The following is a 20,564-nucleotide window of genomic DNA, read 5'->3' on the forward strand; positions in this document are numbered from 1 at the left end:
GCGGCGTTCGCCGTGATGCGCATCACGTGACCTGCGCAGATGGTCCCGCTCCCGAACGGGCTGGGGAGTTCTGGCCGTTGTCCGGAACTCCCCAAGCCGGCAGGTACGGCTTTGTCAGCGCCACCGATGATCGACGCCGCCCTCTGAACTAACGTCATTCCGTCGCGCCGGATCCGAGCCCTGGGTCCGCACTCACACCCGCGGAGTCCTCGATGAGCACAGCCGTCCCCACCGCCACTTCCGGCACGGTCCTCGCCGACCTGCTGCCGGCCGCCTCCGTCAGCCGCGCCCGCGTCCGCGACGCCGCGCTGGTCGTCGGCGGCGCCGTGGCCACCGGCCTGGCCGCCCAGATCGCGGTCCCGGTCCCCGGCTCCCCGGTCCCGGTCACCGCCCAGACCTTCGCCGCGCTCCTCGTGGGCGCCTCGCTCGGCGCCCGCCGCGGGCTGCTGTCGCTGGCCCTCTACGCCCTGGTGGGCATGGCCGGCGTGCCGTGGTTCGCCGGTGGCGCGTCGGGGGCCGGCGGCGCCACCTTCGGTTACGTCCTCGGCATGCTGCTCGCCGCCACCGCCGTGGGCGCGCTGGCCCGCCGCGGCGGCGACCGCGGGGTGCTGCGCACCGCCGTCACGATGGCCGCCGGCAACGCCCTGATCTACGGCATCGGCGTGCCCTACCTGGCGCTCAGCACCGGCATCTCCCTCGGCCAGGCCGTCGCCGTCGGCATGGTGCCCTTCCTGGTCGGCGACGCCCTCAAGATCGCCCTGGCGATGGGCGCCCTGCCGACCGCCTGGAAGCTGGCCGGCCGCCGCGGCTGACGACGCCACCCCGGACGCCGACGGGGCCCGCACCCCTCGCAGGGGTGCGGGCCCCGTCGTTCTCCGTCCGGACCGGCTACGCCTTCTCCTCCGTGACCGCCGGCTGCTGCGCCACCTCGCGGGGCCGCCGCTTGTCCAGCAGCAGCCCGGCGATCAGCACCACCACGGCGGCGACCACCGACAGCACCATCTGCTGCCGGCCGTTCTTGTCGTAGAACATGTAGCCCACGACGAAGATGATCAGCGCGATGGTGGCGTAGGTCAGCCACGGGTACAGCCACATCCGCACCGTCAGCCGCTCCGGCATCTCCCGCTCGATGATCCGCCGCATCCGAAGCTGCGAGAAGCAGATCACCAGCCAGACGAACAGGGCCACCGCGCCCGAGGAGTTGAGCAGGAACTGGAAGATGGTGTCCTTCGAGGTGTAGCTGAAGATCGTCGCGACGAAGCCGAAGGCCACCGACGCCCAGATAGCCACCGCCGGCACGCCGCGCTTGTTGACCGTCGCGAACGACTTCGGCGCATCGCCGCGCTCACCGAGCGAGAACGCCATCCGGGACGCCGTGTAGAGGCCGGAGTTCAGACAGGACAGCACCGCGGTCAGCACCACGATGTCCATCAGGACGTCCACGTACGGGAGGTGCAGCGACTTCAGCACCGCCACGTACGGGCTCTTGGCCACCTCCGGGTCGTCCCAGGGCAGCAGCGTCACGATCACCGCGATCGACCCGATGTAGAACAGCGCGATCCGCCAGATCACGCTGTTGACGGCCTTGCGGACGGCCGCCACCGGGTTCGGCGACTCGCTCGCCGCCAGCGTGACGATCTCGCTGCCCATGAAGGAGAAGACCACCAGCAGCATCCCGGAGAGGATCGCCCCTGGTCCCTTCGGTAGGAACCCGCCGTGTCCGAACAGGTTGCCGGTGCCCACTGCGTGGTGTCCCGGCGGCAGTCCGAAGATCGCCAGCGCACCGACCACGATGAAGATCACGATCGCCACGACCTTGATCCCGGCGAACCAGAACTCGAACTCGCCGAACGAGCCCACCGAGACCAGGTTGGTGCCGGTCAGCACCATCATCACCAGCAACGCCCAGGCCCACTGCGGCACCGACGGTATCCAGCTGGTCAGGATCGCCGCCGCCGCGGTCGCCTCGACCGCCAGCACCACCGACCAGAAGAACCAGTACAGCCAGCCGATCGTGAAGCCCGCCCAGCGGCCGAGCGCCCGGTCCGCGTACGCGGAGAACGAGCCGGAGGTGGGGGAGGCCGCAGCCATCTCGCCCAGCATCCGCATCACCAGCACGACCAACAGGCCGGTCAGCGCGTAGGAGAGCAGGATGCCCGGACCGGCAGCCGCGATGCCGGCACCGGAACCGACGAACAGGCCGGCGCCGATCACTCCGCCGATGGCGATCATCGACAGATGGCGGTTCTTGAGGCCGGCCTGGAGCCCGTCGGGGGACCGGCCCGCGGTACCGCCGCCGGGTTCGCCGGCAGTGGGGACCGCGTGGGAGGTAGGCGGGTGCGCGCCCATGTGCACCGTCCTTCAGTGGTTCTCGTGTCGAACCCAGGCATTAGAACGTTGTTAACGACCGTTTGGAAGAGCTGAATCCCGATCGTGTCGTTACCGGTGGGTTGCCTTGAAGAAGTGAACCGCGGCGCCGGGACGGGCCGCGGCCCCGTGGCGTCTACCCAGGCGGCGACGTGCCACACTCATGCCATGCGCGTGTACATCGGCTCCGATCATGCCGGCTTCGACCTCAAGAACCACCTCGTGGACTGGCTCAAGGCCAACGGCCACGAGCCCGTCGACTGCGGTCCCCACATCTACGACGCTCAGGACGACTACCCGCCGTTCTGCCTGCGCGCCGCGGAGCGGACCGCCGCCGACCCGGACAGCCTCGGCATCGTGATCGGCGGCTCCGGCAACGGCGAGCAGATCGCCGCCAACAAGGTCAAGGGCGTGCGGGCCGCGCTGGCGTGGAGCGAGGAGACCGCCAAGCTGGGCCGCGAGCACAACGACGCCAACGTCATCTCCGTCGGCGGCCGGATGCACACCCAGGACGAGGCCACCCGCTTCGTCGAGGTGTTCCTCACCACCCCGTACTCGGGCGAGGAGCGTCACACCCGCCGCATCGAGATGCTCTCCCGCTACGAGACCACCGGCGAGCTCCCCCCGATCCCGGCCCACCACCCCCAGCAGGGCTGATCCTTCGGCCGGTTTTGTGGGCACGCGTTCCGCCGGGGCGGAACGGGCGGGCACAAAACCGGCCCACCGGGCCGTAGTTGACACGAATCCGCCGGAGGCCACCACCCCATGCCCGAGGGGCACACCATCCACCGCCTGGCCGCGGACCACCGCGACCGCTTCGAGGGCAGCCCGGTCCGCGCCACCAGCCCGCAGGGCAAGTTCGCCGACGGCGCCGCCCTCGTCGACCGCCAGGTCATGGAGGCGGCAGAGGCCCACGGCAAACACCTCTTCCTCGGCTTCGCCCCCGACCGCTGGGTCCACATCCACCTCGGCCTCTTCGGCAAGCTCGGCTTCGGCGCCACCCCGGCGCCCCCGCCCACCGACACCGTCCGGCTGCGGCTGGTCGGCGCCGACCACTACGCCGACCTGCGCGGCCCGACCACCTGCGCGCTGATCACCGACGCCGAGAAGCAGGCGATACACGAGCGGCTGGGCCCCGACCCGCTGCGCCCGGACGACGACGGCGACCGCGCCTGGCGCCGGATCGCCCGCAGCCGCACCACCCTCGCGGCGCTGCTGCTCGACCAGAAGGTGATCGCCGGCGTCGGCAACGTCTACCGCGCCGAGGTCCTCTTCCGGCACGGCATCGACCCCTACCTCCCCGGCCGCGACCTGCGCCGGCAGCAGTGGGACGCGATCTGGGCCGACCTGGTCGCCCTGATGCGGGAGGGCGTGCGGAACAACCGGATCGACACCGTCCGCCCCGAGCACACCCCGGAGGCCATGGGCCGCCCGCCGCGGGTCGACGACCACGGCGGTGAGGTCTACGTCTACCGCCGCACCGGCGCCGCCTGCCACCTGTGCGGCAGCGAGATCCGCACCGCCGACCTCGCCGCCCGCAACCTCTTCTGGTGCCCGGGCTGCCAGCCCGCCGCCGCCCGCCCCTGAGGGCGCCGCACGGGCCCGCGCCGGCCCCCGGTCAGAACCCGTGCGGCAGCCATGGCGCCGGGTCCGACCCGAACGCCAGCGACGCCGCCGCCAGCGCCCCCGGCCGCAGCTCCCGCACCCGCCCGGCCCCGGCCAGCGCCGACAGCGTGAACCCGCCCAGATAGGCCGACCCCAACTCCCGTACCGACAGCGCGAGTTCGGCCGGGTCGGTGGTCCGCTCGCAGCTCGCCCCCTTGGCGTCGCCGGAGAGCCGCCAGCGCCCCGCGTTCCACGGGCAGAAGTCGTCCGCGACCTCCAACACCACATCCACCGGCGTCCGGTACGTCCGGGCCGCCAGCGCCGCCCCCACCTCCACCGGCCGCAGGAACAGCGCCTCCCGCACCCCGACGTCCAGGCGCCGCTGGTCGGGCACCAGGTGCAGCAGCGGCTCGTCCACCGGCCGGCTGCGCGTCACCACCGAAGCCGTCAGGTCGATGCCGAACAGGTGCCGCCACAGCGCCGCGTGGACCACCGGGTCCAGCGCGTCGAGCTGTCGGAGCTGCACGACCCCGCGCGGGCCGGCCTGGTCCCAGTCGGGCCTGACCGCGTAGCGCGCATAGCCGCGCACCTCGCCGTCCACCTCGGCCAGCACGCACTGGAGGGGGCCGGCGTCGCGCCGCTCGCTCTCCGGGTCGAGCACCCCCTGGCGCGCCCAGCCGGGGCGCCGGGCCAGCATCCCGGGCCGGGCCGGCACCAGGCGCCCGTAGACCCGCTCGCACGCGTCGAGCCCGGCCACCGGGTCCACCAGCCGCAGTCGGACGTCGTCCACGCCCGGCAGCGCGGGGGCCGCCAGCCGCACGGTGTCCACGGACATCCGCAGCTCCTGGGTGGCCGCGCCGTAGCCGAACCGCCCGTAGATCGCCGGCTCCGTGGCGGTCAGCACCGCCAGCGCCTCGCCGCGCTCGCGCACGTCCGCCAACTGGTGCCGCATCATCGAGCGCAGCACCCCGCGCCGGCGGTGGGTGGGCAGCACCCCGACGGTCGTGACGCCGGCCGCGGCCACCTCCGCGCCGCCCGGCACGGTCAACCCGAACGAGAACGCCCCGGTCGTGCCGACGATCGCGTCGCCGTCCCAGACCGCGATGTTCCGCGGCACCTCAGTGACCGTGCGCCACCACGCGCGCCTCTCGGGTCCGTCCGGCACCCCACCGAACACCACGTCCAGGGTGTCGAACCAGGCATCCCAATCGGTCTCCCGCAACGGCCGCAACTCTGTTGTCATGAGGCATCCCTAGCAGTCCGCCCGCCGGCCGCGCGACCGTATTTCGAACGCGAATTCCCTGCAAATCCCCGGGTTGATGTGCGACGAATCGACGCGCCGCCGAATGGGTGGATAAGGTCCCAGGGCAATGACACGCGGCGCGGGAGCGGAGAGTCCGAGGGCCCGGGTGCACAAACGCCTGCACCGGGCCCGCATCGGCATGCGCAAGGCCGGGGTCGACTACTTCCGCGGCGACGGCTCCGACTGGGTCGCGCTGGCCGCCCTGCTCGCCGCCGTCCCCGCCATCGCCCTGGGCACCCTCTGGTGCCCGCAGTGGATCGCACCGACCGCGCTGGTCCTCCCGATCATCGCCGGCGGACTGCTGCTGCGCCCGGCCAACCTCCTGGTCCTGTACGCGGCCTCCGCGGCCGCACTGATCGTCGAGGCGGCGCTGTTCGGCCCGTACGACCAGGGGCCGGACCGGATCACCCCGGGCACGGTCCTGGTGGTCGCCGCGGTGGGGTTGTCAGGGCTGCTGGTCGCGCAGTTCCGCAGCCGGGTCGGGGTGCCCTGGCGGCGCGGCGGCACCATGCTCTTCGACCTGCGCGAACGGATCCGCGTGCAGAGCAAGTTGCCCGGGCTGCCCAAGGGTTGGCACCACGAGATGGCGCTCCGCCCGGCCGGCGGCCAGTCCTTCTCCGGCGACTTCGTGGTGGCCTCCCGCACCCAGGGCGGCAACATCCTGGAGGTCGTGCTCACCGACGTCTCCGGCAAGGGGATGGACGCCGCCTCCCGCGCGCTGCTGCTCTCCGGCGCCTTCGGCGGCCTGCTCGGCTCGCTGCCGCCGCACGGCTTCCTCCCCGCCGCCAACGGCTATCTGTTGCGCCAGGATTGGGACGAGGGCTTCGCCACCTCCGTCCACCTCGTGTTGGACCTGGAGTCCGGCGACTACGAGTTGTTCTCCGCGGGCCACCTCCCCGCCCTCCAACTCAGCGCCGGCACCGGCCGCTGGGAGGAGAAGTCGGGGGAGGGCCCGCTGCTCGGGGTCTACGACGGTGCCCAGTTCGACCCGGTCAAGGGGACGCTGCGCCCCGGCGACGTGCTGATGCTCTTCACCGACGGCCTGGTGGAGGCCGCCGACCGCGACATCGCCGAGGGCATCGACCGGCTGACCGGCGAGGCCGAGCGCTATGTGCACGCCGGCTTCGCCGGTGCCGCCTGGCATCTGATCGAGGCGGTCGCCAAGGACGTCAACGACGACCGGGCGCTGTTGCTGCTGTGTCGGGACGGCTGACCGCCTCCGGCTCGACCCCCGCCACGGCGGCCCGCGGAGCCCCGCCGGCCGGCAGGATCCGGGCCAACAGCCCGGAGCGGCCGGCCGCCAGCGGCCCGAGGACGGCCAGGATCAGCACATAGCCGGCGATGAACGGCGCCAGCCGCTCGTCGAGCCCGGCGCCCGCCGCCATCGTCGCCAGGATCAGCGCGAACTCGCCGCGGGCCAGCAGCGCGGTGGCGATGTTCGCGGCCGGCCCGGGCCCGAAGCCGTAGATCCGGGCCGCGACCAGCCCCGCCAGGACGTTCATCAGCAGGGTCAGCGTCACCGCGATCAGCACCGGCCACACCACGCTCGGCAGGTCGCCGGGGTCGATGGAGAGCCCGAACGCGAAGAAGAAGATCGCCCCGAACGCGTCCCGCAGCGGGTGTACCAGCTTGCGGATCCGCGGCCCGGTGCTCGTCCCGCCCAGCATCAGGCCCACCATGAACGCCCCGATGGCGTCCGCGACCCCGAACCACTCGGAGATCCCGGCGACCAGAACGGCGGCCCCCAGGAAGGAGATCACCAGCAACTCGCTGTCCTTGGTGGCGATCAGCCGGCCGATGACGCGGGTGCCCCAACGGGCGGCCGCGGCGAGCAGCAGCAGGAAGCCGAACGCCTTCCCGGCGGCCGGCGCCGCCGAGGCCAGCGAGTCGGCTCCGGAGAGCACCGGTTGCAGCGCGGCCAGGTAGAGCGCCAGGAAGATGTCCTCGACGACGATGATGCCGAGGATCGGCTTGGTCTCCGGGTTGCCCAACCGCCCCGTGTCGACCAGCACCTTGGTGACGATCGCGGACGACGAGATGCCCAACACCCCGGCGAGCACCAGCGCCTCGGAGGTGCCCCAGCCGAGCGCGAAGCCGAAGCCGAGCCCGGCGCCGACGTTCAGCATGAGGTACGCCCCGCCGGCCAGCGCCATCCGGCGGCCGCCGGCCTTGAGGTCGTCGACGTGGAACTCCAGGCCCAGGTAGAAGAGCAGCAGCACCAGGCCGAGGAGGGAGAGCATTTCCAGGTCGTGCGGGTCGGCGACCAGCACGATGCCGGGGGTGTTCGGGCCGAGCAGGATTCCGGCCAGGATGAACAGCGGGATGGTGGGGAGTCCGATCCGGCCGCCGAGGCGGGCGAGGACGGCGGCGGCGAGAAAGGCACCGCCCATGGCGATCAGGGTGTCTGCGTGTCCGATGGGCCCGTTCCTCCTGGTCGTCGGCGTGCGCCCAGGCACGGGGCACGGGTCGCACGCAAGGTCAAGACAATGTCAAGGACTGGTCAATATTTAGATTACCAAACCATTAACAAGGTGGCCGATCGGTGACCGTTGTGAGCGGGTGCGGCCTCTTTTGGGGGCCGGTCCCGCCGGGGTCGAGGGCCCGGCGGGACGTTCGGAAGTGGCTTTGCCGTAACTGCCGCGAACGGGCAAAGCGTTGGCCGATGATTCGTCACCCGCCTGCAATGGGCAGGGAGTTGGTGGCACGATGGGTGCCGGGGGTGTGCGCGGCATGCCCCAGGGCCGGTGAGGCGTTCCGACCGAGGGTGTGATCAGTTGTGGCTCTGTCGCTATCAGTTGTCCTGATGTTGGGGATCATCCTTGTCGTGCTGATCAGACAGAAGGCGATCAAGGCCGGTCCGGCGCTCGTCGCCATACTGTTCGGCTTCTTCCTCGCCTCCACGGGGGTGGCGCCGTCGATCAACCGGTTCCTGAACTCCATCGCGCAGACCATCAACCACATCACGTTCTAGCGCGGGTTCGGGTCCGCGGACCGGACTCAGGGGGTCCGTCCGCCCCCGGTCCGCGCCAGCGCGTCACGCACGGCATCCTCGCTGCGCCCGACCAAGGCCGAACCGTCGTCGGCGGTGATGATCGGCCGCTGAATCAGCCGGGGGTGCGCCGCCAGCGCCTCGATCCACCGCTCCCGTGCGGCGCCGGTGCGCTCCCACGTCCCGATGCCCAGCGCCTTGCCCTCGTCTTCCTGGGTGCGGGTGATGTCCCACGGCTCCAGGTTCAACCGCTCCAGCACGGCGCGCAGTTCGTCGGCGGTCGGCGGGTCTTCCAGGTACTTCCGCACGGTGTACTGGGCGCCCTCGGCGTCCAGAATCCCCACCGCGGAACGGCACTTGGAGCACGCGGGATTGATCCAGATCTCCATGCCGGCCACCCTAGGGAGTCCCGTCGTGGGAGAGAAGCGGCGAAGCGCGCGGGCCGCTCGCGGCGCCCGGGAACGCGAAGAGCCCCGGGCCGTACGACCCGGGGCTCCCCTTGTTGAGCGGGCGACGGGAATCGAACCCGCGTAGCCAGTTTGGAAGACTGGGGCTCTACCATTGAGCTACGCCCGCGAGCACCACGGTCGCTGGGACCCCGGCACGCAGAGCATCGTAGCGGGTGAAGCCCGTCGACCGCACACCGCACCCCGCTCCCGAATAACGGGCAGCCGTACGGCCCGCGGCCATGTACCCTACGTGTCGCACCGACGGGGTGTGGCGCAGCTTGGTAGCGCGTCCGCTTTGGGAGCGGAAGGTCGTCGGTTCGAATCCGGCCACCCCGACCAGTTCGGCGCCCGTCCCGCGTGCCTTAGGCGCACAAAGCGGGCATAAGCGGTCCTTCAAGATCGCGTTGTGGGCGCCCTCCTCCTTGCGGTTACTATGCAAGCTGCGTGCCCGTGTGTCTTAAGGACCGGGCGCGATCGGCCGGTCCCGGACATGACGGAGCCGGCGGATCTAAGGCAATACCCCAAAGTCAGCCCAAGGAGACCGAACCGTGAAGAGCGCCGTGGAGACCCTGAACCCGACCCGGGTTCGGCTCACTGTCGAGGTGCCCTTCGAGGAGCTCAAGGACAGCCTCGACGCGGCGTACAAGAAGATCAACCAGCAGGTCACGGTGAAGGGCTTCCGCAAGGGCAAGATCCCTGCCCGCGTCATCGACCAGCGGTTCGGTCGTGGCGCCGTGCTCGAAGAGGCCGTCAACGACGCGCTCCCGAAGTTCTACACCAACGCGGTCAACGAGGCCGAGCTCAACGTCCTCGGCCAGCCCGAGGTCGACATCACCGAGCTCAAGGACAACGAGCTGCTGGCCTTCACCGCCGAGGTCGACATCCGCCCGGCCCTGGAGATCCCGGACTACTCCGGCATCGAGGTCGAGGTCGACGCCGTCGAGGTGTCCGACGAGGACGTCGAGAAGTCCGTCGAGCAGCTCCGTGAGCGCTTCGCCTCCACCTCCGTGGTCGAGCGCGCCGCCGAGGACGGCGACGTGGTGACCGTGGACCTGGAGGCCAAGGTCGACGGTGAGGTGCTGGCCGACGGCATCGCCAACGGCGTCAGCTACACCATCGGCTCCGGCGAGCTCCTCGACGGCATCGACGAGGCCGTCAAGGGCCTCTCGGCCGGCGGCAGCGCCACCTTCACCTCCGAGCTCAAGGGCGGCTCCGCCCAGGGCAAGGAGGCCGAGGTTAAGGTCGACGTCACCGAGGTCAAGGCCCGCGAACTGCCCGAGCTGGACGACGAGTTCGCCCAGCTGGCCAGCGAGTTCGACACCCTCGACGCGCTCAAGGACGACAGCCGCACGCGGCTGGCGCGGATGAAGAAGTTCGACCAGGCCACCCAGGCCCAGGAGAAGGTCCTGGAGGCGCTGCTCGGCCTGATCGAGGTGCCGATCCCCGAGAAGCTGCTTGAGGACGAGATCCGCACCCGCAAGCACAACCTGGAGCACCACCAGCTCGGTCAGATGGGCCTCGACCTCGCGAAGTACCTGGAGATCCAGGGCAAGACCGAGGAGGAGTTCGACGCCGAGACCAAGGAGCAGGCGGAGAAGGGCATCAAGACCCAGTTCGTCCTCGACGAGCTGGTCAACAAGGAGAAGCTGAACGTCAGCCAGGAGGAGCTCACCGAGCACCTCATGCGCCGCGCCCAGTCCTCCGGCATGAGCCCCGACCAGTTCGCCCAGGCGGTCGTCGAGGGTGGCCAGGTGCCGATGCTGGTGGGCGAGGTCGCCCGCGGCAAGGCCCTCGCGGTGGTCGTCGAGGCCGCCACGGTCAAGGACACCAACGGTGAGGTCGTCGACCTGGAGGACGAGGAGGAGACGGAGGCCGCCGAGGCCGTCGTCGCCGAGGCCGAGGGTGACGAGAAGGCGGCGAAGACCGAGGGCTGACCGCCCCGGCGATCTCGCCGACGTACCTGATCACGGGCCCGAACGCGCACGTCCGCGTGTTCGGGCCCGTGTGTCGTCCCGGTCCGTGAGCCTGCGCTCACAGCGAACAGTTCTCGCTCCGGGATGGCGCCCGCCGACCAGCGCGTTAGGGTCCGTAGATACGAGGGCAGGGGAGTTGCTGACAGTGCGTGGGGCGCACCACGCGGCGCGGTCCCCGGCCTCAGAAGACGACGCTGAAGACGGCCCCGAGCCGTTTCGACAACGAGCAGGTGGACACGTGACGATCCCGATGCCTTCCGCCGCCGCTGAGCCGATCTCCGGTGGCCTCGGCGAACAGGTCTACAACCGGCTGCTCAACGAGCGGATCATCTTCCTCGGCCAGCCGGTCGACGACGACATCGCCAACAAGATCACGGCGCAGTTGTTGCTCCTTGCCGCTGACCCGGACAAGGACATCTACCTCTACATCAACTCCCCGGGCGGCTCGGTCACGGCCGGCATGGCGATCTACGACACCATGCAGTACATCAAGAACGACGTGGTCACCATCGCCATGGGCCTCGCCGCCTCGATGGGCCAGTTCCTGCTGAGCGCCGGCACCCCGGGCAAGCGCTTCGCGCTGCCGAACGCCGAGATCCTGATCCACCAGCCCTCCGCCGGCCTGGCCGGCTCGGCCTCGGACATCAAGATCCACGCCGAGCAACTGCTCCGCACGAAGAAGCGCCTGGGTGAGCTCTCCGCCGCGCACACCGGCCAGACGCTGGAGCAGTGGACCAAGGACGCCGACCGCGACCGCTGGTTCTCCGCCGAGGAGGCCAAGGCGTACGGCCTCATCGACGACGTGATGCCCTCCGCCACCGGCGTTCCGGGCGGGGGCGGCACCGGGGCCTGAGCCCCCGGCCCACGCCCCGCAGTCGACCCCCAGCCCCACTTCGCCACCAGGACGGTGAACCTCCAGATGAACAACTACCCCGGAAGCGGTCTCTACGAGCGCACGCAGGCCGAGTTCTCCGGCATGCCCGCGGAGTCCCGCTACATCGTTCCGCGCTTCGTCGAGCGCACCTCGCAGGGCGTGCGCGAGTACGACCCGTACGCGAAGCTCTTCGAGGAGCGGGTGATCTTCCTCGGGGTGCAGATCGACGACGCCTCCGCCAACGACGTCATGGCGCAGCTCCTGTGCCTGGAGTCGATGGACCCGGACCGCGACATCTCGGTCTACATCAACAGCCCCGGTGGCTCGTTCACCGCGCTGACGGCGATCTACGACACGATGCAGTTCGTCAAGCCCGACATCCAGACGGTCTGCATGGGCCAGGCGGCCTCCGCCGCGGCCGTGCTGCTGGCGGCCGGCACCCCGGGCAAGCGCATGGCGCTGCCGAACGCCCGGATCCTGATCCACCAGCCGTTCAGCGAGACCGGCCGTGGCCAGGTCTCCGACCTGGAGATCGCCGCCCGCGAGATCCAGCGGATGCGCACGCAGTTGGAGGAGATGCTGGCCAAGCACTCCTCCACGCCGATCGAGAAGATCCGCGAGGACATCGAGCGTGACAAGATCCTGACCGCCGAGGAGTCCCTGGCGTACGGTCTGGTCGACCAGATCGTCTCCACGCGGAAGACCTCCGTCTCCGTCTGATCGCGTTCTTCGCGAATCGCGCCGGAGCGTCGCCCCCTTGGACCGAGTGAACCGAGTCGGTCCAAGGGGGGCCCGTACGGGGGGCTCGGCAAGGTACCGTCGATAGGCAAGCACCCGGGTCCGCGGAGCAATGCGGATCCCAGGCGAAGGGGATTCACCTCGTGGCACGCATCGGTGACGGCGGAGACCTGCTCAAGTGCTCGTTCTGCGGAAAGAGCCAGAAGCAGGTGAAGAAGCTCATCGCGGGACCTGGTGTGTACATCTGCGACGAGTGCATCGATCTCTGCAACGAGATCATCGAGGAGGAGCTCGCGGAGAGTTCCGAGGTGCGCTGGGAGGAACTCCCCAAGCCCCGCGAGATCTACGAGTTCCTCAACGGCTACGTCGTCGGCCAGGAAGCCGCCAAGAAGGCGCTCTCGGTGGCCGTGTACAACCACTACAAGCGCGTGCAGGCGGGCGAGAACGCCCCGGGACGCGGCGACGAGGGCATCGAGTTGGCCAAGTCCAACATCCTGCTGCTCGGCCCCACCGGCTCCGGCAAGACCCTGCTCGCGCAGACCCTCGCCAGGATGCTCAACGTCCCCTTCGCCTTCGCCGACGCGACCGCGCTCACCGAGGCCGGCTACGTCGGTGAGGACGTCGAGAACATCCTGCTGAAGCTGATCCAGGCCGCGGACTTCGACATCAAGAAGGCCGAGACCGGCATCATCTACATCGACGAGATCGACAAGGTCGCCCGGAAGAGCGAAAATCCGTCGATCACCCGGGACGTCTCCGGCGAAGGCGTTCAGCAGGCGCTGCTCAAGATCCTGGAGGGCACCACCGCCTCGGTCCCGCCCCAGGGCGGCCGCAAGCACCCGCACCAGGAATTCATCCAAATCGACACCACCAACGTGCTGTTCATCGTCGGCGGTGCCTTCGCGGGCCTGGAGAAGATCATCGAGGCCCGGTCCGGCGCCAAGGGCATCGGCTTCGGCGCCACCATCCGCTCCAAGCGCGAGATCGAGTCCAAGGACCAGCTCCAGGACGTCATGCCCGAGGACCTGGTGAAGTTCGGGATGATCCCGGAGTTCATCGGCCGCCTCCCGGTCCTCACCTCGGTCCACAACCTCGACCGCGAGGCGCTCCTCCAGATCCTCGTCGAGCCGCGCAACGCCCTGGTCAAGCAGTACCAGCGGCTCTTCGAACTCGACGGCGTGGAGCTGGACTTCGACCGCCCGGCCCTGGAGGCCATCGCCGACCAGGCGATCCTCCGCGGCACCGGCGCCCGCGGTCTGCGCGCCATCATGGAGGAGGTCCTCCAGGCGGTGATGTACGAGATCCCGTCCCGCAAGGACGTCGCCCGCGTCGTCATCACCGCGGACGTGGTGCACTCCAACGTCAACCCGACCCTGGTCCCGCGCACCCGCGGCGACTCCGGCGAGCCGCAGGAGAAGAGCGCGTAGCCGCCCCGCCCTTCCAACAGCACCGCCCGGCAGCCGAGTTGCTGCCGGGCGGTGCTGTCGTCCGCGGGCGGGTCACTTGTCCTTGCGGACCTCGTTGCGGACCTTGGCGGTGGTCTCGGAGAGCTCCTTGGCGCCGGGGGTGGTGGCGGAACTGCCGCTGCTGTTCGTCTTGGGCGGCGCGACCATGTAGACCACGCCGACGGCGCTGCTGTCGCCCCAGATGCAAGTGGAGGAGGTGACGGGGATGGTGATGCCGTTCGTGGCGACCTCGACCTTCTGGGTACGGCACTTCATCACGTCGCCGTCGAAGTCGTTGGGCGAGTACTCGGTGACCGGCGTGACGTCCTCCACCTTGGCGTTGCCGGCGGACTGCTTCGTGTTGTCGTTGATCTTGGAGAACATCCGGGTCACCGTCCCCTGCGGGTCGCCGACGTTCCCGTAGAAACCGAAGACCTGCATCGTGAGGCCGTTGGAGCCCTGGTACAACCTCTGCACGCCCTTGCCGTCGGTGATGCCGAGGGCCTTGGCGTCCTTGTTGTTGGCGAGGTCCTGGGTGCCGGCGCCGTCGTCGCGCGTCGGCGCCTTGCTGAACTGCCCGCTCAGCAGCTTGTCCGGCAGCGCGATGGTGTACGGCTTCACCTTGCCGCCCGAGCCGAAGGCGAAGTACGCGCCGACGGCGATCCCCACGACCACCGCGACCCCGCCGATGATCAGGCCGATCTTCTTGCCGTTGCCGCCGCCGGTCTCCGGCTCCGGGGGGATCATCCCGTAGGGCGTCTGCTGACCCTGCTGTCCCTGTTGGCCGGCGAAGGGCTGCTGCTGGCCGTAGTTGGGCGGGGCGGGCTGGCCGTACGGCTGCTGCGGGGCGCCCTGCTGCGGGGGGAACTGCTGCGGCGCGCCCTGCTGCGGGAACTGTTGGGGGGCCTGTTGCGGGTAGCCGTAGCCCTGTTGGGGAGGCACCGGGCCGCCCTGCTGCGGGTAGCCGTAGCCGGGCTGCGGGGCGGGCGGCTGCGGCTGGCCGTACGGGCCGGGCTGCTGGGGCTGTTGGCCGTACGGGCCCGGCGGCGGCTGGTTGAAGCTCATGGAGCGGTTCCCCTCGTGACTGCTGATGACGTCGGACCGCCGCGGGCGGCACCCGGGCGTCGGGCGTGATGTTTATGCGCTGCCGACATCCTGTATGACGCCGCTGACAGGCGGTGCCCCGGGGGCGAAACCGATTCGAAGCCGCCACATCCGCGCCCGTACACTGTCGGTCGTGACCGAGAACACTCAGCATCCCAAGCACAGCGTCCCCGAACTGCCGACTCAGTACACGCCGGCCGATGTAGAGGGGCCGCTGTACGAGCGCTGGGTAGAGCGGGGCTACTTCGAGGCGGACGAGAAGAGCGAGAAGCCGCCGTACACCATCGTCATCCCCCCGCCCAACGTCACCGGCTCGCTCCACCTGGGCCACGCTTTCGAGCACACGCTGATCGACGCCCTCACCCGCCGCAAGCGCATGCAGGGTTACGAGACGCTGTGGCAGCCGGGCATGGACCACGCCGGCATCGCCACCCAGAACGTCGTCGAGCGCGAGCTCGCCAAGGAGGGCGTCTCCCGGCACGACCTCGGGCGCGAGGCGTTCGTCGAGCGGGTCTGGCAGTGGAAGAACGAGTCCGGTGGCCAGATCTCGGGCCAGATGCGCCGGCTCGGTGACGGCGTCGCGTGGTCGCGCGAGCGGTTCACCATGGACGAGGGCCTCTCCAAGGCCGTCCAGACGATCTTCAAGCGGCTCTACGAGGACGAGCTGATCTACCGCGCCGAGCGCATCATCAACTGGTGCCCGCGCTGCCTGACCGCCATCTCGGACATCGAGGTGGAGTACCAGGACGACGACGGCGAGCTGGTCTCGATCCGGTACGGGGAAGGGGACACGTCGATCGTCGTCGCCACCACCCGCGCCGAGACGATGCTCGGTGACACCGCCGTCGCCGTCCACCCCGAGGACGAGCGGTACGCCCATCTCGTCGGCACCGAGATCGAGTTGCCGCTGACCGGCCGCCGCATCCCGGTCGTCGCCGACGAGCACGTCGACCCGGAGTTCGGCACCGGCGCGGTCAAGGTCACCCCGGCCCACGACCCGAACGACTTCGAGATCGGCCGCCGGCACGACCTGGCCAACCTCGCCGTCCTCGACGAGCGCGGCGTGATCACCGCGCACGGCCCGTTCCAGGGGCTGGACCGCTTCGAGGCCCGCTCGGCGATCGTCGCCGCACTGCGCGCCGAGGGCCGGATCGTCGCCGAGAAGCGCCCGTACACCCACTCCGTCGGGCACTGCTCGCGCTGCAAGACCACCATCGAGCCGCGGCTGTCGATGCAGTGGTGGGTCAGGGTCGGCCCGCTGGCGAAGGCCGCCGGTGACGCGGTCCGCGACGGTAAGGTCGCGATCCACCCCAAGGAGATGGAGTCCCGCTACTTCGGCTGGGTCGACAACCTCCACGACTGGTGCATCTCGCGGCAGTTGTGGTGGGGCCACCGCATCCCGGTCTGGTACGGGCCGAACGGCGAGGTCGTCTGCGTCGGCCCCGACGACGAGGCGCCCACCGGCGAGGGCTGGCACCAGGACACCGACGTCCTCGACACGTGGTTCTCGTCCGGCCTGTGGCCGTTCTCCACGCTGGGCTGGCCCGAGCAGACCCCGAGCGTGACGAAGTTCTACCCGAACTCCGTCCTGGTCACCGGCTACGACATCCTCTTCTTCTGGGTCGCCCGGATGATGATGTTCGGCCTGTACGCGATGGACGGCACCCCGCCGTTCCACACCATCGCGCTGCACGGCATGGTCCGCGACCAGTTCGGCAAGAAGATGTCGAAGTCCTTCGGCAACGCGGTCAACCCGCTGGACTGGATGGACACCTACGGCTCCGACGCGGTCCGCTTCACCCTGGCCCGCGGCGCCAACCCGGGCGTTGACGTCCCGATCGGCGAGGACTGGGTCCAGGGCTCCCGCAACTTCGCCAACAAGATCTGGAACGCCACCCGCTTCGCGCTGATGAACGGCGCCACCGTGGAGGGCGAACTGCCGCCCGCCGAGGCGCTGTCGGCGACCGACCGGTGGATCCTCTCCCGGCTCAACGCGGTCGTCGCCGAGGTCGACGCGTACTACGACGACTACCAGTTCGCCAAGTTGTCGGACGCCCTCTTCCACTTCGCCTGGGACGAGGTCTTCGACTGGTACGTCGAGCTGTCCAAGACGACGTTCATGGCGGGCGGCCCGGCCGCCGACGCCTCCCGCCGGGTGCTGGGCGAGGTCCTCGACGTCACCCTGCGGCTGCTGCACCCGGTCGTCCCGTTCGTCACCGAGTCGCTGTGGACCGCGCTGACCGGTGGCGAGTCGATCGTCATCGCCGAGTGGCCGACCGCCGTCGCCGTCCCCGGCGCGGACACCGCGGGCGGCTTCCGCGACGAGGCCGCCGAGCGGGAGATCGTCACGCTCCAGCAGGTCGTCACCGAGGTCCGCCGGTTCCGCTCCGACCAGGGCCTCCAGCCGGGCCAGAAGGTCCCCGCACGCCTGGACCTGACCGGTACGCCGCTGGCGCCGCACGAGGCCGCGATGCGCTCGCTGCTGCGCCTGCAGCCGGCCGGCGAGGGCTTCGCCGCCACCGCCTCGCTGCCCATCGCCGGGGCCACGGTCGCCCTGGACCTCTCCGGCGCGATCGACGTCGAGGCGGAGCGCAAGCGGCTGACGAAGGACCTGCTCGCGGCCGAGAAGGAGCAGAAGCAGGCCACCGCCAAGCTGGGCAACGAGGCGTTCCTCGGCAAGGCGCCGGAGCCGGTGGTGGAGAAGATCCGCGGTCGGCTGGCGACCGCGGAGGCCGACATCGAGCGGATCACTGCACAGCTGGCGGCCCTGCCCAGCGCGTAGTCGCCGGCGGCTCCGGCCGCGCGCCGGGCCACGCCGCCTCCGGCACCACGGGCCCCTCGTCCTCATGGGCGGGGGGCCCGTTCCGTGCCCGGCGCGCGCGCTGTCCGCGGGGCCCGCCGCGGCCGCCCCGTTCGCGGACCGGCCACAGCAGCACATACGCCGTGGAGACCGCGACGAACGCCAGTCGGATCAGGCCCCGCGCGGAGTCGTCCGGGACCGCGAAGACGCTGCCGTAGAGGATGAGCAGCGCCAGCCAGCTCCACCAGGGGACCAGCCGGCGCTGCCCGATGACGTCCCACAGCAGCGTGCCGAGCAGTACCGACGCGGTGTAGTACGTGTAGACGCTGGGGTCGAGCACGATCCGGGCGTTGGCGCCCAGCAGCACCACCGCCGCCCACCGGCCGCGCCAGACCGCGATCCCGCCCAGCACCAGCCCGAGCGCGAACTGCGCGGGCCGGTCCCAGCCGGGCGTCTCGGGGGCGGCCACGCCCAGCCAACGCAGCGCGGACGCCGGGTGGTTGGGGATGGCGAACTTGGCGGCCGCGAAGGACTGGGTGTCGCCGATGAAGAACGGCAGCCAGGCGACGGCGACCAGCCCCGCGCACCACAGGCCGGCCTTGAGCCACTTGTGCCTCGGGAGCGCCAGCAGCAGCGGGACGAAGGCCAGCGCGGTCGGCTTGGAGTCCATCGCCAGGGCCAGGAAGGCGCCGGTCAGGGCGGCGTTGCCGCGGGTGACGGAGCGGACCGCGAGGGCGGTGAAGAACAGTGCCAGCACGTCGTCGAGGTGCCCAAAGCGGACCGCGACCTCGATCCACATGGGGATGAAGGCGAGCCCGGCTATCAACACCCGCTGCCGCAGCCGCTGGTGGTTGGTGCCGGTGCCCAGGAAGTGGTGGGCGGCGCTACGGCCGGCCAGCACCAGGATGACCAGGCCCAGGGCGGACATCAGGGCGGCGGCGAGGAACTGGCCGGTGGCCTCGGGGAACGGGTTGAACAGCCCGGCCGTCAGGAAGCTGATCGGCCCCATCTGGAGCTCGGGGTGGTGCGCGTAGAGGTTGAGGCCGCCGGTGCCGTCGCCGCCCTGGTAGATCAGCGCGCCGCCGGCGCGGAGGTAGTGCCAAGAGAAGCCGCCGTGCGGCTCGACGATCATGAACCACAGCACGGTCCAGGCGGTGAGCAGCACCAAATGCATCCGCTGACTGATTGCCGGCACGCCTCTTCAGCTCCTGCTTTCCTGACTTTTCTTGCTTTGCACTTAGCCGTCGCCGGTCGACCCGACGACGCCCGTAGACCCCGCCGACCAAGAGGGGGCGCGGCGGCGGAAAGGTTGTCCCGCCCGGAGGTTCGATCGCTCACACCCAGCAGGTACACGGTTCTCATGACGCTCTCATGAAGCCGAGGCACCGTGGACCGGAATGCCGGAATGCCGGAGTTCCGGCGGAAACGCATGTCCGGTCCGCCCCCAGCACCGAGGAGCCGCGCCCATGAACCGACCCCTGCGACGGATCTCGGTCTTCTCCCTCGCGTTGATCCTGGTGCTGATGGGGTGGGCCACCTGGATCCAGGGCGCCAAGGCCAGCGACTACCGGGAGAACGCGCACAACCCCCGGGTGAACATCGCCAAGTACTCGGCACCCCTGGGCAACATCCTCGTCGACGGCCAGCCGGTCACCGGCTCCACCCCCACCTCCTCCTCGCTCAAGTACAAGCGGACCTACAAGGACGGCGCCCTCTACGCCCCGGTCACCGGCTTCTCCTCGCAGATCTTCGGCAGCACCCAACTGGAGAGCCTCTACGGCCCGTTGCTCGGCGGCTCCGACAGCCGCCTCCAGACCCCCGCCGACACCCTGCTGCACGAGCGCCCCAAGGCCGGCGACGTGTCCACCACCATCGACGCCAAGGTGCAGAAGGCCGGCTACGAGGCGCTCGGTGGCAAGACCGGCGCGGCCGTCGCCCTGGACCCGGCGACCGGCCGGATCCTGGGCATGGTCAGCACCCCGTCGTACGACCCGGGCAAGTTCGCCGGCTCCGGCACCGCCGACCAGAAGGCGTGGGAGGCCCTGACCAAGGACGGCAACCAGCCGAACCTCAACCGCGCGCTGCGCCAGCCGCTGCCGCCCGGCTCCACCTTCAAGCTGGTGGTCGCCGCCGCCGCGCTGGAGAACGGCCTGTACTCCTCCGTGGACCAACCCACCCAGAGCCCCAACCCGTACACCCTGCCCAACACCCGCACCCAGCTCACCAACGAGAGCGCCTCGGCGCCCTGCGAGAACGCCACCATCCGCACCGCGCTCCAGTACTCCTGCAACACCGTCTTCGCCAAGATGGCCGTCGACCTGGGCAAGGACAAGGTGCGGGCGCAGGCCGAGAAGTTCGGCTTCAACGACGCCAAGATGGACGTCCCGGTGCGCGCCACCTCCAGCGTCTACCCCAAGGACATGGACCAGGCGCAGACCGCGCTCTCCGGCATCGGCCAGTTCGACGACCAGGCCACCCCGCTCCAGATGGCGATGGTGGTCTCGGCGATCGCCAACGGGGGCGACCTGAAGAGCCCGCAGTTGGTGGACAAGGTCACCGACGGCGGCGGCAACACCCTCCAGCAGAACAGCCCGAAGACCTACCGCAAGGCGATGTCGTCGGGGACCGCCGACCAGCTCCGCTCGGCGATGCAGACGGTCGTGGACAAGGGCACCGGCTCCAACGCGAAGATCGACGGGGTGACCGTCGGCGGCAAGACCGGCACCGCCCAGCACGGCGTCAACAACAGCGGCACCCCCTACGCCTGGTTCGTCTCCTACGGCGACGACGGCAAGGGCAACCGGGTCGCGGTGGCCGTGATGGTCGAGGACGGGCACGCGGCCCGCAACGAGGTCTCCGGCAACGGCCTCGCGGCCCCGATCGCCAAGGCGATGATGCAGGCGGCGCTGTCCTGACC

Annotated in this window: 17 protein-coding genes and 2 tRNA genes; 12 read left to right on the forward strand and 7 right to left on the reverse strand. The window is 70.4% G+C overall.

All coding sequences use genetic code 11. From position 1 onward, the window contains the following. Nucleotides 1-212: 212 nt before the first annotated feature. Nucleotides 213-812, forward strand: coding sequence for a biotin transporter BioY (locus PV796_RS25395; RefSeq protein ID WP_274915699.1), 600 nt, complete (start codon nt 213-215; stop codon nt 810-812). Between the two features lie 76 nt (nt 813-888). Here PV796_RS25395 and PV796_RS25400 read toward each other — a convergent pair whose 3' ends face one another. After that, nucleotides 889-2,349: an amino acid permease gene (locus tag PV796_RS25400; protein WP_274915700.1), complete on the reverse strand. Its 1,461-nt coding sequence runs from the start codon at nt 2,347-2,349 to the stop codon at nt 889-891. 186 nt (nt 2,350-2,535) lie between these two features. Between PV796_RS25400 and PV796_RS25405 the strand changes: the two genes are divergently transcribed. Next, nucleotides 2,536-3,024, forward strand: coding sequence for a ribose-5-phosphate isomerase (locus tag PV796_RS25405; protein ID WP_274915701.1), 489 nt, complete (start codon nt 2,536-2,538; stop codon nt 3,022-3,024). Between the two features lie 108 nt (nt 3,025-3,132). Continuing rightward, nucleotides 3,133-3,954: an Fpg/Nei family DNA glycosylase gene (locus PV796_RS25410; protein ID WP_274915702.1), complete on the forward strand. Its 822-nt coding sequence runs from the start codon at nt 3,133-3,135 to the stop codon at nt 3,952-3,954. Between the two features lie 31 nt (nt 3,955-3,985). On the opposite strand, the gene PV796_RS25415 is transcribed toward PV796_RS25410, so the two are convergent. Then, nucleotides 3,986-5,215 carry a GNAT family N-acetyltransferase gene (locus tag PV796_RS25415; protein ID WP_274915703.1) on the reverse strand — a complete coding sequence of 410 codons (1,230 nt, stop codon included), beginning with the start codon at nt 5,213-5,215 and terminating at the stop codon, nt 3,986-3,988. 127 nt (nt 5,216-5,342) lie between these two features. Here PV796_RS25415 and PV796_RS25420 point away from each other — a divergent pair, with 127 nt between their 5' ends. Further along, a complete protein-coding gene (locus tag PV796_RS25420) occupies nt 5,343-6,488 on the forward strand; it encodes a PP2C family protein-serine/threonine phosphatase (protein ID WP_274915704.1) in 1,146 nt (381 codons plus the stop codon). Here PV796_RS25420 and PV796_RS25425 read toward each other — a convergent pair. After that, the gene (locus tag PV796_RS25425) at nt 6,445-7,665 is read right to left on the reverse strand and encodes a cation:proton antiporter (RefSeq protein ID WP_274915705.1); all 1,221 of its coding nucleotides are present in this window, start codon (nt 7,663-7,665) and stop codon (nt 6,445-6,447) included. The two genes, PV796_RS25420 and PV796_RS25425, sit on opposite strands and share 44 nt — an antisense overlap. 386 nt (nt 7,666-8,051) lie before the next feature. On the opposite strand from PV796_RS25425, the gene PV796_RS25430 reads away from it, so the two are divergent. Then, nucleotides 8,052-8,246, forward strand: a complete 195-nt coding sequence (locus PV796_RS25430) for a hypothetical protein (RefSeq protein WP_274915706.1) — start codon at nt 8,052-8,054, stop codon at nt 8,244-8,246. Nucleotides 8,247-8,272: 26 nt separating this feature from the next. On the opposite strand, the gene PV796_RS25435 is transcribed toward PV796_RS25430, so the two are convergent. Beyond that, on the reverse strand, nt 8,273-8,653 hold the full coding sequence (locus PV796_RS25435) for an ArsC/Spx/MgsR family protein (protein WP_274915707.1): 381 nt from the start codon (nt 8,651-8,653) through the stop codon (nt 8,273-8,275). A gap of 116 nt (nt 8,654-8,769) precedes the next feature. Beyond that, a tRNA-Gly gene (locus PV796_RS25440) sits at nt 8,770-8,840 on the reverse strand. Between the two features lie 135 nt (nt 8,841-8,975). On the opposite strand from PV796_RS25440, the gene PV796_RS25445 reads away from it, so the two are divergent. The 5 genes from PV796_RS25445 to clpX all read left to right on the forward strand — a co-directional run bounded on the left by PV796_RS25445 (nt 8,976) and on the right by clpX (nt 13,725). After that, nucleotides 8,976-9,052 (forward strand) — tRNA-Pro (locus PV796_RS25445). A 209-nt stretch (nt 9,053-9,261) separates the two neighbouring features. Beyond that, a complete protein-coding gene (tig, locus tag PV796_RS25450; RefSeq protein WP_274915708.1) occupies nt 9,262-10,647 on the forward strand; it encodes a trigger factor in 1,386 nt (461 codons plus the stop codon). A 289-nt stretch (nt 10,648-10,936) separates the two neighbouring features. Further along, on the forward strand, nt 10,937-11,539 hold the full coding sequence (locus tag PV796_RS25455; protein ID WP_274919232.1) for an ATP-dependent Clp protease proteolytic subunit: 603 nt from the start codon (nt 10,937-10,939) through the stop codon (nt 11,537-11,539). A 66-nt stretch (nt 11,540-11,605) separates the two neighbouring features. After that, nucleotides 11,606-12,280: an ATP-dependent Clp protease proteolytic subunit gene (locus tag PV796_RS25460; RefSeq protein WP_274915709.1), complete on the forward strand. Its 675-nt coding sequence runs from the start codon at nt 11,606-11,608 to the stop codon at nt 12,278-12,280. Between the two features lie 161 nt (nt 12,281-12,441). Continuing rightward, a complete protein-coding gene (gene clpX / locus PV796_RS25465) occupies nt 12,442-13,725 on the forward strand; it encodes an ATP-dependent Clp protease ATP-binding subunit ClpX (RefSeq protein ID WP_274915710.1) in 1,284 nt (427 codons plus the stop codon). A 72-nt stretch (nt 13,726-13,797) separates the two neighbouring features. Here clpX and PV796_RS25470 read toward each other — a convergent pair whose 3' ends face one another. Further along, nucleotides 13,798-14,808: a hypothetical protein gene (locus PV796_RS25470; RefSeq protein ID WP_274915711.1), complete on the reverse strand. Its 1,011-nt coding sequence runs from the start codon at nt 14,806-14,808 to the stop codon at nt 13,798-13,800. 172 nt (nt 14,809-14,980) lie between these two features. Between PV796_RS25470 and PV796_RS25475 the strand changes: the two genes are divergently transcribed. Continuing rightward, nucleotides 14,981-17,629, forward strand: coding sequence for a valine--tRNA ligase (locus tag PV796_RS25475; RefSeq protein WP_274915712.1), 2,649 nt, complete (start codon nt 14,981-14,983; stop codon nt 17,627-17,629). Here PV796_RS25475 and PV796_RS25480 read toward each other — a convergent pair. Then, entirely contained in the window at nt 17,595-18,821 is a 1,227-nt protein-coding gene (locus PV796_RS25480; protein ID WP_274919234.1) for a hypothetical protein, read from the reverse strand. The two genes, PV796_RS25475 and PV796_RS25480, sit on opposite strands and share 35 nt — an antisense overlap. Before the next feature lie 292 nt (nt 18,822-19,113). Here PV796_RS25480 and PV796_RS25485 point away from each other — a divergent pair, with 292 nt between their 5' ends. Beyond that, on the forward strand, nt 19,114-20,562 hold the full coding sequence (locus tag PV796_RS25485) for a peptidoglycan D,D-transpeptidase FtsI family protein (protein ID WP_274915713.1): 1,449 nt from the start codon (nt 19,114-19,116) through the stop codon (nt 20,560-20,562). Nucleotides 20,563-20,564: the final 2 nt, after the last annotated feature.

It is taken from the genome of Streptomyces sp. WZ-12 (assembly GCF_028898845.1).
GTDB lineage: Bacteria > Actinomycetota > Actinomycetes > Streptomycetales > Streptomycetaceae > Streptomyces.